This window comes from Tianweitania sp. (assembly GCF_032053605.1).
In the GTDB taxonomy this organism is placed as follows: domain Bacteria; phylum Pseudomonadota; class Alphaproteobacteria; order Rhizobiales; family Rhizobiaceae; genus Tianweitania.
In genome coordinates this window covers 1-10,805 of record NZ_DAMBUH010000108.1, presented here as the reverse complement: position 1 = coordinate 10,805, position 10,805 = coordinate 1, and the positions used below count along the sequence as shown (strand labels likewise).

At 62.4% G+C, this 10,805-nt stretch carries 13 protein-coding genes; 3 read left to right on the top strand and 10 right to left on the bottom strand.

Annotated elements, in window-relative coordinates:
- The coding region (gene xseA, locus RTX98_RS17440) for an exodeoxyribonuclease VII large subunit (protein ID WP_312798078.1) at window positions 1–897 on the bottom strand (897 nt) is incomplete at its 3' end.
- Window positions 898–927: 30 nt separating this feature from the next.
- Complete coding sequence (locus RTX98_RS17435; RefSeq protein ID WP_312798077.1) at window positions 928–1,884, bottom strand: LysR substrate-binding domain-containing protein; 957 nt, start codon at window positions 1,882–1,884, stop codon at window positions 928–930.
- A 191-nt stretch (window positions 1,885–2,075) separates the two neighbouring features.
- On the opposite strand from RTX98_RS17435, the gene RTX98_RS17430 reads away from it, so the two are divergent.
- A complete protein-coding gene (locus tag RTX98_RS17430) occupies window positions 2,076–2,357 on the top strand; it encodes a DUF1127 domain-containing protein (protein ID WP_312798076.1) in 282 nt (93 codons plus the stop codon).
- 84 nt (window positions 2,358–2,441) lie between these two features.
- Here RTX98_RS17430 and RTX98_RS17425 read toward each other — a convergent pair whose 3' ends face one another.
- The 4 genes from RTX98_RS17425 to RTX98_RS17410 form a co-directional block, all read right to left on the bottom strand.
- Window positions 2,442–3,335 carry a DUF937 domain-containing protein gene (locus tag RTX98_RS17425; RefSeq protein WP_312798075.1) on the bottom strand — a complete coding sequence of 298 codons (894 nt, stop codon included), beginning with the start codon at window positions 3,333–3,335 and terminating at the stop codon, window positions 2,442–2,444.
- Window positions 3,336–3,413: 78 nt separating this feature from the next.
- Window positions 3,414–3,740 (bottom strand): hypothetical protein, encoded by a 327-nt coding sequence (locus RTX98_RS17420; RefSeq protein ID WP_312798074.1) that lies wholly within the window; start codon window positions 3,738–3,740, stop codon window positions 3,414–3,416.
- Window positions 3,741–3,773: 33 nt separating this feature from the next.
- Window positions 3,774–5,147: a glutamate--cysteine ligase gene (locus tag RTX98_RS17415; protein WP_312798073.1), complete on the bottom strand. Its 1,374-nt coding sequence runs from the start codon at window positions 5,145–5,147 to the stop codon at window positions 3,774–3,776.
- Between the two features lie 92 nt (window positions 5,148–5,239).
- A complete protein-coding gene (locus RTX98_RS17410) occupies window positions 5,240–5,974 on the bottom strand; it encodes a 16S rRNA (uracil(1498)-N(3))-methyltransferase (protein ID WP_312798079.1) in 735 nt (244 codons plus the stop codon).
- 95 nt (window positions 5,975–6,069) lie between these two features.
- On the opposite strand from RTX98_RS17410, the gene RTX98_RS17405 reads away from it, so the two are divergent.
- Window positions 6,070–6,762: a type 1 glutamine amidotransferase gene (locus RTX98_RS17405; RefSeq protein WP_312798072.1), complete on the top strand. Its 693-nt coding sequence runs from the start codon at window positions 6,070–6,072 to the stop codon at window positions 6,760–6,762.
- Between the two features lie 260 nt (window positions 6,763–7,022).
- A complete protein-coding gene (locus RTX98_RS17400; RefSeq protein ID WP_189503392.1) occupies window positions 7,023–7,160 on the top strand; it encodes a hypothetical protein in 138 nt (45 codons plus the stop codon).
- A 19-nt stretch (window positions 7,161–7,179) separates the two neighbouring features.
- Here RTX98_RS17400 and RTX98_RS17395 read toward each other — a convergent pair whose 3' ends face one another.
- From RTX98_RS17395 to RTX98_RS17380, 4 genes are all read right to left on the bottom strand, one after another.
- Window positions 7,180–7,932, bottom strand: a complete 753-nt coding sequence (locus RTX98_RS17395; RefSeq protein ID WP_312798071.1) for a metallophosphoesterase — start codon at window positions 7,930–7,932, stop codon at window positions 7,180–7,182.
- The gene (locus RTX98_RS17390) at window positions 7,929–9,107 is read right to left on the bottom strand and encodes an alpha-hydroxy acid oxidase (RefSeq protein ID WP_312798070.1); all 1,179 of its coding nucleotides are present in this window, start codon (window positions 9,105–9,107) and stop codon (window positions 7,929–7,931) included. The genes RTX98_RS17395 and RTX98_RS17390 overlap by 4 nt, the downstream gene beginning before the upstream one ends.
- Window positions 9,108–9,189: 82 nt before the next feature.
- Window positions 9,190–10,086, bottom strand: coding sequence for a bifunctional 5,10-methylenetetrahydrofolate dehydrogenase/5,10-methenyltetrahydrofolate cyclohydrolase (locus RTX98_RS17385; RefSeq protein ID WP_312798069.1), 897 nt, complete (start codon window positions 10,084–10,086; stop codon window positions 9,190–9,192).
- A gap of 278 nt (window positions 10,087–10,364) precedes the next feature.
- Window positions 10,365–10,805: L,D-transpeptidase (locus RTX98_RS17380; RefSeq protein ID WP_312798068.1), on the bottom strand; the 441-nt coding region annotated here is incomplete at its 5' end.

Here is a 10,805-nt window from a genome sequence, read left to right as displayed (position 1 = left end):
ACGCGACATGCAGCCCCTGAGCCGCGCGCCAAGCGAGGCGATGCGCGCTTCGAGCTCGGCCTTCACGGGCACAGCCATCTCGGCCGCGCCGGTGGGTGTCGGAGCGCGGCGATCGGCCACGAGGTCGATCAGCGTCCAGTCCGTTTCATGGCCGACGGCTGCAATCAGCGGGATCTGCGAATGCGAAACGGCGCGGGCGCAGGATTCATCGTTGAAGCCCCAAAGGTCCTCAAGGCTGCCGCCACCGCGCGCCACGATGATGACATCCGGCCGGGGGATCGGCCCGTCGGCCGGCAACTGGTTGAAGCCGTTGATTGCAGCGCAGACTTCCGAGCCAGACGTCTCGCCCTGGACCCGCACCGGCCACACGATCACGTGCAGCGGGAAGCGGTCGGCAATGCGGTGAAGAATATCGCGGATCACGGCGCCCGTCGGCGAGGTCACCACGCCGATCACACGAGGCATGAAAGGCAGGTCCTGCTTGTGCGCTTGGTCGAACAGGCCTTCGGCCGCCAGCCGCTTCTTGCGCTCTTCCAACAGCGCCATCAGCGCACCGGCACCCGCCGGCTCCAGATTGTCGATCACGATCTGGTATTTCGACGAGCCGGGATAGGTCGTCAGCTTGCCGGTGGCGACGACTTCCATGCCCTCTTCGGGTCGGAAGCGCAGCTTCGCCATCGTTGCCTTCCAGACCACCGCCTCCAGCTTGGCGCGGTCGTCCTTCAGCGCGAAATAGGCATGGCCAGAGGAATGCGGCCCGCGATAGCCGGAAATTTCTCCCCGCACGCGCACATGGCCGAACTGATCCTCCACCGTGCGCTTGAGCGCGCCGGAGATCTCCGAGACGGAATATTCCGTGGCGTTGGTGAGCGGAGCGGGGGAAAGCAGGTCGGGCATGGATAAAGACATATCGTCGGGCAGACGATTCTACCAGTTCGTCACCAGATGACCCGAGCGCGGCTTCGTTCGCTTGCTCAAGCCTGTGAAGTCGAAGCTTGCTGCATCCTCGACCATGGGCAGCGAGATGTTGTCCAGGCTTTCGCTGATATGGCGCGCCAAGGCTTCCACGATGACGGACGGGCCGGCGGGTGTGTGGCCGCGCATGATGCCGATGCGGATGTCGGGCAGGGGTGCAAAGCCGTCGGCTTCGCCGAGCACGCGCATGCCCGGCCGCAAGGCGCATTCCGGCAGAACGGAGACGGCGAGGCCGGACAGAACGGCGGCGATCACGACGGTGGCTGACCAGCTGGTGAACAGAATGCGATAATCGCGCCCGCTTGCATCCAGCGCATCACAGGCCGCACGCCGCCACATGCAGGTCGGGCGGCCAACTGCGAGCGGCAGAATGGTTTCTTCGTGGATCGGATGGTTCGCGGAGCTGACCCACAACAGCGGCTCGCGGCGCACGATCTCGGACTGACCGGTTCCGGCGCTGTGCGTCACTAAAGCGATGTCGATTTGTCCCCGCTTGAGCAGTTCCACGAGATTGGCGGTGGGCTCGCAAACGACCGACATTTCCACACGTGGATTGGAGCGGGCAAAGCGGGCCATGATCTCCGGCAGGAAGCGGTCGGCGTAATCGTCGGGCGTGCCAATGCGAATCTGACCTTCGAGACTGGTGTCGTCGAAGGCCGCCATGGTTTCGCGGTTCAGTCGGATCATGCGCCGGGCGTAGGCAAGCAGCTTCTCGCCGTCTTCAGTCAGCCGGTTGGTGCGCCCATCCTTTTCGAACAGCGCCTTGCCGATGCGCTCTTCCAGCCGCCGCATCTGCATGGATACGGCTGATTGGGTGCGATGCACCTCGTTTGCGGCACGGGTGAAGCTGCCGGTGTCGGCGATGGCGACGAAGGTCTGCAACTGGTCGAGATCGAGCGGGATAGCCATGCGAAAGCCTCCTGAAACTTCATCAGCAGCGTTGATGGCAGTCATTAGAAACATTCGTTGGATTTATCAATCGGCGCGATCCATTCCTTTGCGTGTTCCATGCGAACGGTCACTGCCCTGTAACATGTGCAGCCTAGTGCTGCGGGGCATGGGCAGGATCAAACCTGTTACTTCTTTGAAGGAGACCTGCAATGTCGACGCTCGACCAGTCCGCCACAACGCTGCCCGCCGCATCCCGCCCGGCCATATGGGCGCGTATGACTGGTCGTACGGTGGCTGTGACGCGTTTTCTGCGAAATCGAAGTGCCTTTGCACGCCTGACCGATATGACGGACAAACAGCTGACCGACATCGGCTTGCGTCGCTATGATGTCATGGAGGCCGGAACCGGGTTCAACGACCCTATCACGCGCCTGACCGCGATCGTGGATGCGCGGCAGTCCGGCGAAGCGGCGGCGCGCCGCGTTTCCTAGGGATCAAGCGGGCAGGGAGTGTTTCTTCCGCCCGCATACGCATCGTGAGCCTGACGCGTTGTACGCATCAGGCTCTTCACGGGCTTAAGAGCCGCGCTGTTCCATCCCCTTCAGGAACTTGTCAAAGATCGCTTCGGTGCCCTTCTGGTAGTCGTCGCGCGTCTTGCGGCCGGTCTCAAACATGTCGCCGAACAGATCGTCATAAGGGTTGCGCGGCCGGCCGCTGGGATTGGTTGGCTCAGGCTGCGGTTCGGGCTGCGCCTGGCTGCCCATGCCGCCGCCGCCCATCATGCCTTCCAGGATCTTGCCCCAAGGCGTTCCGCCAAACGGGTTGTTGTTTGGCTGGGCCTGCGGTGCGTTCTGGCTCGTTTGTCCGCCACCGGTCATCATGTCCTTCATGGCCTTGCCGAAGGGGTTGTTGAACGGATCGAAGCCCGGGCCCGAATTTGTGCCGGCACCTGAGGATGTGCCGCCGCCCATACCGCCCCCAAGGCCGCCACGCATCATCTGCTCGATAATGTCGCCGATGACGTTGCCGCCGGACTGGCCCGGCATCTGACCGGTGGACTGCTTGAACAGGCCGCCCATGATCATGCTGGCGAGCGCCGGCAGCATCTGCTGCAGGATTGATTGCGCAATGCCAGTGGACTGCGCGGCATGCGCGGCGACGGCACGGCTGAGCTCCTTCGAGCCGAACAGGTGGCCGAGAATGCCGTTGCCATCGGCCATGCCATCAGGCCCAAGTGCCTGATTGGGATTGTCGAAGTAGCGGGCATGATTGCCCGATGCCATCGCCTGGATGAAGCCGCCGACACCGTAGGGGTCGCTGGCATTACGCTTGAGGCCCTGGCTGAAGGCGGGCAGCAGCGCTTCGGTTGCGAGTTGAACCTGTTGCTGAGTGAGGCCGTATTGGCGCGCCATCAACTCCATGGCCTTGCCGTTATCGGCGTTGTTGAGCATGTCGAACAAAGGCATCATGAGCGTTTCCTCCGGTTAGGTATGAACCTAGGCCGGATCGCTTGGGCTTAAAGGGCTGCGCCCGGGGAAGGATGAGCCTCAGTCGTATCCCAACGATACCAACGTCATCTTGAACGCGATGAAAGTGGCAAAAGTCGACAGGGCCATGACGGTCAGCAGCACCTTGCCCAGCGAGGTCAGCGTGCCTTTTTCAACATCGCGGTAGGGATCGCGGTCGCCGGTGAGGGCAAGGTATAGCCCGAAGACCGTGGTCAAGGGTGCCAGCGCAATCGCATGATAATCCCAGTCGACCCTTGCGGCTCCGGCATAGGCAGCTTCAAGCGGGCGCCATAGGCCTGCCCAACCCAGACCGAGGCCGACCGACAGAAAAAGGAGGCCGGCCAGCCGGTACTTCAGCACCTGCACCGCACGCTCTCCTTGGCCCGAGACGAAGGCTGATCAGTAGGCATATTCCTGGAAGATCGGCTCGATCGACCCGCCCCACCGCATGTGGAACGCATTCACCATGTCTTCCGCGCTGGTGGTGCCACGCGCGACCACTTCGTCAAGCGGGCTGAGGAAGGATGTTTCGTCGTAGCCATCCTTGTTGAGGCGCGCCCGGTTGGCGAGGCCGCGACGGGAAATGGCGAGCACTTCACGAGCGATGTCGCGCAGGCTGCGATTGTCGAGTAGGGCGGACAGGCCTTGCTCAGGCACGGCCTCGCGCATTGCGACCACGTCCTCATAGGTCCAGTGGCGTGTCAGCGCTTCGGCGGCATCCAACGCTTCGTCGTCATAAAGCAGGCCGACCCAGAAGGCGGGCAGGGCGCAGATGCGACGCCATGGGCCGCCATCGGCACCACGCATTTCCAGGAAGCGCTTCAGGCGAACATCGGGGAAGAGCGTGGACAAGTGGTTTGCCCAATCGCCCATGTTGGGCAGGCCATCCGGCAACTCATTGCGCAGCGCCCCGTCCATGAACTGGCGGAAGGTGACATGGGTCAGGTCGTGGTAGCGACCTTCGCGGATGGCGAAATACATCGGCACGTCGAGCGCCCATTCGACGTAATCCGCAAAGCCGAACTCAGGCGAGAAGCAGAAGGGCAAAACGCCCGAGCGCTGATTGTCCGTGTCGCGCCAGATATCGCCGCGCCAGCTCTGGAAGCCGTTCGGGCGGCCGTCGGTGAACGGCGAACTGGCAAACAGCGCCGTGGAAAGCGGCTGTAGCTTTAGCGAAACCTGCATCTTGCGGCGCATATCGGCTTCGGAAGAGAAGTCGAGATTCACCTGGATCGTGCACGAGCGATACATCATGTCCAGGCCCTTAGTGCCAACCTTGGGCATATAGTTGGTCATGATGTCATAGCGCGACTTCGGCATGCGCGGCGTTTCCGCCAGCGTCCATTTCGGGCTGCCGCCGAGACCCAGGAAGCGGATGCCGAGCGGCTCGGCGATCTCGCGCACCTGCGCCAGATGGGCATTGCCCTCGCGGCAGGTCTGGTGGACCGTTTCGACCGGCGCGCCAGACAGTTCGAACTGACCGCCGGGCTCGAGCGAAATCGCGCCCTGGCCGGTCGGCTCGACCAGGCCGATGATGTTGCCTTCGTCGATGATCGGGTCCCAGCCCAGCATGCCCTGCATGCCTTCCAGCAAAGCGCGGATGCCGCGATCGCCGCCATAAGGCACGGGAGCGTGCCCATCGACATAGAAGGGGAATTTTTCGTGCTCGGTGCCGATGCGCCATTGCTCGCGCGGCTTGTTGCCGGCTGCGAGGTAGTCCACCAGTTCGTCCATGCCTTCGATCGGCCGGGAGTCGGTTGTATCACGCGCCATTTTTGTACCCTGGCCTTAATTCAAGGCGTCTGCTTGCAGATTATGCAGCCGCCGGGCAAGCGAATAATCTTGACCATCTTGTCAACGGGTTCTTACCAATCTCCCACCGTCGCCTGAATGACGGCAAGGGCTGCAACGGCTGCGGTATCTGCGCGCAGGATGCGTGGACCCAGCGGAATAGCCGTTACGAAGGGCAGGGAGCGCAGCTGTCGCCGTTCCGCATCCGAGAAGCCGCCTTCCGGTCCAACCAGCAGCGCGAGCTTGCGTTCGTCGACAGCCTTGAGGCTGGACATGGGATTGTTGCCGACCGCATCTTCGTCGCAGAAGATCAGCCGGCGATCTTTGTCCCAGCCTTCCAGCAGACGCTCGAACTTCAAGGGCTCACGCACTTCAGGGAGCGCGAGGATGCCGCATTGCTCGGTTGCCTCGATTGCATTGGCTTGCAGCCGGTCAACGCTGAGCCGCGTCATCTGGGTGTGCTGGGTGAGAACCGGCTGCAACGTGCCGGCGCCCATCTCGACGGCTTTCTGCACGAGATAATCGAGCCGGCCGACCTTGATGGGCGCAAAGCAGTAAAGGAGGTCGGGCTGCGGTTCCTGCGGTCTGGTCTGCTCGACGACGTCGAGCGACGCAGCCTTCTTCTTGCCCTCGCCGAGCCGCGCCAGCCATTCGCCATCGCGGCCGTTGAACACGAGGAGTTCCGCGCCAGGCTCGTAACGCAGGACATGAAGGAGGTAATGGCTTTGCTGCGCTTCCAGCACCAGGCGGGCGCCGGTGGTGAGGGCGTCGGGCACGAAGAGCCGTTGCATTTTGTAGTTCGCACGCATCGCCCGGACATGAGCGCATGAGCGCAACACGTCAAGCGCGGCTTCCGGGCCGACGCGCGGCATGGTAGCGGATTCCCGACGAAGGAAGGCCGTTCATGCGCGTACTCGTGATCCAGAACAATGCCGACACCACGCTCGGCCAGATAGAAACGGCGCTGATCGAGCGCGGCGCGGAGATCACCATCTGCAAAGCCTTTGAAGGCGAGGCTTTGCCGGATGCGGAGTTCAATGCGTTGGTGGTTCTAGGTGGGATTCAGAACGCGCTGGCCGACGAAGGTTCACCCTACTTCCCGAAGCTCATCCAGCGCATGCGGGATTATGCCGAGTCGGATCGGGCCGTGCTTGGTGTGTGCCTCGGCAGCCAGCTTCTGGCGCGTGCCTATGGCGCGGAGAACCTGATCGGCGTGACCCACGAGTTCGGCTGGAAGGAGGTTGCGCTAACGGAAGATGGCGAGGCTGATCCGATGCTGGGCGGTCTCGATCCGACCTTCACCACCTTCCAGTGGCACGATGACACCTTTGTGCTGCCGCGCGGCGCCACGAGGCTGGCCGGCAACGACGCCACACATAATCAGGCCTTCAGGATCGGGCGTGCCGCTTACGGCATCCAGTTCCACTTCGAAGCCGACCGCAAGCTGATCGCCCATTGGAACGAGACCAACGCCGGCTACCTCGCGGGCTGCGAACCGGGCTGGCCGGAGCGCTTTGCTGCCGAGCAGGCGACCCGCGGCGCCGATGCCGATGCCAACGGGCTAAAGATCGCCCGTGCCTGGGCCGCTTTGATCTAAAAACACCTTCCGCAACGCCATCCGTGGCATTTTTGGCACGGCGGACGGAAGTGTGTGGACTGTGCTCTTCATGCGCTTCCGGGCGATCACGCTTCCCTTTAAGAGGCTGCGCGAACCCGGGCGGAGAAAGCCCGGTGGTGCAAATTTACATCACAACGAGCGAATGCGGAACGGGATGAAACCCGTTTCCAGGATCGACGTTGAACCAGTGAACCGGTTGGTAACTGGTCCATGCCAAGCCTTACGGATCGAAACTAGAGATGAAACCTGTGCGCGCCTTCTTCCTCTCCATGATCATGATTTCCGGCATCGCTCTGTGGGGCGCCGGCATCTACACGGCCGACGCTTCGGTTCACATGCAGGTGGTCGACGGCTACGGCGTCAGCGCCTCGCACTAGTCATCTTCTTAGGTGATCGTCAGGCAGTCTGCTGCCTGACATCGATGATTCGCTTGGTGGCTCCCTCGAGAACCACCGCACTCATCACCCCGGTTTTCACCGCACCCGTATCGATGTTGATGCGGTTCGGCAGCATCTCCGGTTCGGCACTTGGCGTATGCCCGTGCACGATGACCTTGGGATGCAATCCCGCATAGGTCAGAAATTCTCTCCGGATCCAGATCAGGTCTTCGCGATCCTGGATCCCGAGCGCCACGCCGGGCCGGATGCCCGCATGGCAGAAGTAATAATCGCCGAAGCTGAAAGAGCGCGGCAAGCCTCTTAGAAAATCGAGATGAGCCTGCGGCATGGCTGCCAGCAAAGCGTCGCGCGCTCGGCTGCGGCCCTGCACGTCGCCAAAGTTCACCTGGACACCGTAGGATTGCGCCGTCGTGTCGCCGCCATGTGTCACGAACAGGCCGACCGGGTGCGGATCGGCGAGGAAGTTCAGCCAGGCTTCATCATGATTGCCGATCAGCGACAGAACACGCCGATCGCTGCTGCGCGCAATGATCAGGTCCAGCGCGCGCTTCGTGTCCGGGCCTCGGTCGCCATAATCGCCGATATGGATGATCCGCCAGTCCTGTGGCTGGTCCTGTTCGATCTCGCGATCGATCTTGGAATAGATTGCCTCGAGCAGATCGGCGCAGCCATGCACGTCGCCGATGGCATAGATGCGCATGCCCGAAGGCGCACGCGCATCGTCGAGATGAACGCCGCCGCTCGGCATCATTGGCTCGGCCTTGCCGGCTCGGTCGCCACCACGGGCAGGCGATGGTGAAGGAGTTCCGGGCCCACGTCTCGAATGTCGCGCTTGCCGCACAGCGCCATGGTGACGTCGAGCTCATTGCGGATGATGTCGAGCGCCATGGTCACGCCGCGCTTTCCATAAGCGCCGAGTCCATACAGGAAGGGGCGGCCGATATAGGTGCCCTGCGCGCCAAGACACAGAGCCTTGAGCACATCCTGGCCGGACCGGATGCCGCCATCGACATGCACTTCGATACGGTCGCCAACCGCTTTCACGATCTCCGGCAAGACGGAAATGGATGACGCCGCGCCGTCCAGCTGCCGCCCGCCATGATTGGACACGATGATCGCTTCGGCGCCGGTTTCCGCAGCCTTCACCGCGTCATCCGCATCCATGATGCCCTTCAGGATCAGCTTGCCGCCCCACTGTTCCTTGATCCAGGCGACATCATCCCACGACAGTCGCGGGTCGAACTGCTCGGCCGTCCACGACGACAGCGAAGACAGATCGCCGACGCCTTTCGCATGGCCGACGATGTTGCCGAAGCTGCGACGCTTGGTGCCGAGCATCTCAAAGGCCCATTTAGGCCGCGTCGCGACCTGCCAGATATGCTTCGGGATAAACTTTGGCGGCGTCGACAAGCCGTTGCGGATGTCCTTGTGCCGCTGTCCAAGAATCTGCAGATCCAGCGTCAACACCAGTGCGGAACAGCCGGCGGCGCGGGCGCGATTGATCAGGCTTTTGACGAACTCACGGTCCTTCATCACGTAGAGCTGGAACCAGAACGGCTTGGTCGTATGGGCCGCGACATCCTCGATCGAGCATACGCTCATGGTGGACAGCGTAAACGGAACGCCAGCCGCCTCTGCCGCCTGCGCCGCAAGGATCTCGCCATCGGCATGCTGCATGCCGGTCAGGCCGGTCGGTGAAAGAGCCACCGGCATCGACACCTTCTCGCCGATCATCGTGCTTTCGAGCGAGCGGTTGGTCATGTCCACCAGCACGCGCTGGCGCAGCTTGATTGCCGCGAAATCAGCCTCGTTCGCCTTGTAGGTGCCTTCGGTCCACGCGCCGGAATCGGCATAATCGAAGAACATCTTCGGCACCCGCCGGCGCGCAACGTCCTTCAGTTCGGCGATTGTCAGCGGCGTGGCCATGTCCTTGCTCCCTCTCGCGGCACCATCGCGGTGTAAGCCCGGCAGGAACTATGGTCAATTTGGTCCTTCGTAGACTTTGAAGCTAGCGCGCGCCGTAGCTCGCTTCATAAAGGTCGCGCTGCCGCTTCAGCGCCACCATCGTGTTGCGCAGGAGAATCGAGACGGTAACCGGCCCGACGCCGCCCGGCACGGGGGTGATCCAGGACGCGACTTCCTTGACGCTTTCTGTGTCCACATCGCCCACCACGCGCTGCGTCCCATCAGGCGCGCGCTCGGTGTTGATGCCGATATCGATGACGGCAGCCCCTGGTTTCACCATGTCGGCACGGATCAGGCGAGGCTTGCCGACGGCCACGAACAACGCGTCCGCGCGACGAGCATGAGCGGCCAGCGAGCGCGTCATGTGGTGGCAGACGGTGACGGTGGCGCCTTCGCTGAGCAGCAAAAAGGCGATCGGCTTGCCGACGATTTCCGAGTGGCCGACCACGACGACCTCCAGCCCTTTCAGATCAAGGCCGGTTGCCTTCAGCAGTTCGACCGAAGCGGCTGCCGTACAGGGCGCGAGGTCGAGTTCGTTGTAAACGATGTTGCCGATGGAAGCCGGATGCATGCCCTCCACATCCTTGAGAGGATGAATGGCCCGCTGCATGCTCCGCACGGGAATGGTGGCGGGCAGGGGCCTCTGCATGATGATGCCGGTGACACGCGGATCGGCATTCATGCCGTGGATGGAGGCTTCCAGTTCGGCAGAACTGACGGTTGCGGGAAAGTTGCGCTCTTCGAAGTCGATGCCGGCAGCCTGCGCCTTGCGACGTTGGTTGCGGACATAAACATCGACGGCTTCCACATCGCCGACGGTGATGGACACGAGCTTCGGCTTCCAGCCGTCTTCCGCTGCCGCCAACGCCTGTTCGCGAACTTCGGCCAGAATGCGTGCGGCGACAGGCGCGCCCTTGAGATAGCGGGGATCGTCGGTCATCACGCGCTCCTTGGAGGAAGGGCCGGTCATCTGATTACCGGCAAGCGGGAGCCTAGCGGCACGCAAGAAAAAGGGCGACGCGATTTGCGGCGCGTCGCCCTTTTTTCGCGTCACGAAGTCCCCACCTCGCGCGCGCAGCCGGGTCGGACTGGAGGAACGACCCGTGGCAGTTTCGAACCGGCAAGCTGTCTAGAGCAATTCAAGCAAAAGTGCGGAGCGGTTTTGCGTCCGGCAATTGCGTCTAAACTAGCGGAACCAGCTCTTTCCCCCGCCGAAACTCATATCACGACGACCTTGGTGCCGATCCTCACGCGCTCATAGAGGTCGGTGACATCTTCGTTACGCATGCGGATGCAGCCGGACGACACATTGGTGCCGACGGTCCAGGGCGCATTGGTGCCGTGGATGCGATAAAGCGTGGAGCCGAGATACAGCGCGCGCGCGCCGAGTGGATTGGCTGGCCCGCCTTCCATGGTCACGGGCAGGATCTTGCCCTTTGCTTTTTCACGCGCCCGCATTTCGGCCGGCGGCGTCCAGGTCGGCCATTCCCGCTTGTTGGAGATGGTTTCGCTACCTGTCCAGCCGAAATCTTCCTTGCCGACACCAACGCCATAGCGACGCGCCTGACCATCGGATTCCACGAGATACAGGAACTTGGATTGCGTATCGATGACGATGGTGCCCGGCTTGTGGCCGCCATCATAGGCAACCATCTGGGG

What these genes read in the sequence shown, in the direction of transcription:
- RTX98_RS17435 (WP_312798077.1), bottom strand. Translation starts at nt 1,884, where the DNA reads ATGGCTATCCCGCTCGATCTCGACCAGTTGCAGACCTTCGTCGCCATC.
- RTX98_RS17430 (WP_312798076.1), top strand. Translation starts at nt 2,076, where the DNA reads ATGTCGACGCTCGACCAGTCCGCCACAACGCTGCCCGCCGCATCCCGC.
- RTX98_RS17425 (WP_312798075.1), bottom strand. Translation starts at nt 3,335, where the DNA reads ATGATGCCTTTGTTCGACATGCTCAACAACGCCGATAACGGCAAGGCC.
- RTX98_RS17415 (WP_312798073.1), bottom strand. Translation starts at nt 5,147, where the DNA reads ATGGCGCGTGATACAACCGACTCCCGGCCGATCGAAGGCATGGACGAA.
- RTX98_RS17410 (WP_312798079.1), bottom strand. Translation starts at nt 5,974, where the DNA reads ATGCGTGCGAACTACAAAATGCAACGGCTCTTCGTGCCCGACGCCCTC.
- RTX98_RS17405 (WP_312798072.1), top strand. Translation starts at nt 6,070, where the DNA reads ATGCGCGTACTCGTGATCCAGAACAATGCCGACACCACGCTCGGCCAG.
- RTX98_RS17400 (WP_189503392.1), top strand. Translation starts at nt 7,023, where the DNA reads ATGAAACCTGTGCGCGCCTTCTTCCTCTCCATGATCATGATTTCCGGC.
- RTX98_RS17395 (WP_312798071.1), bottom strand. Translation starts at nt 7,932, where the DNA reads ATGATGCCGAGCGGCGGCGTTCATCTCGACGATGCGCGTGCGCCTTCG.
- RTX98_RS17390 (WP_312798070.1), bottom strand. Translation starts at nt 9,107, where the DNA reads ATGGCCACGCCGCTGACAATCGCCGAACTGAAGGACGTTGCGCGCCGG.
- RTX98_RS17385 (WP_312798069.1), bottom strand. Translation starts at nt 10,086, where the DNA reads ATGACCGACGATCCCCGCTATCTCAAGGGCGCGCCTGTCGCCGCACGC.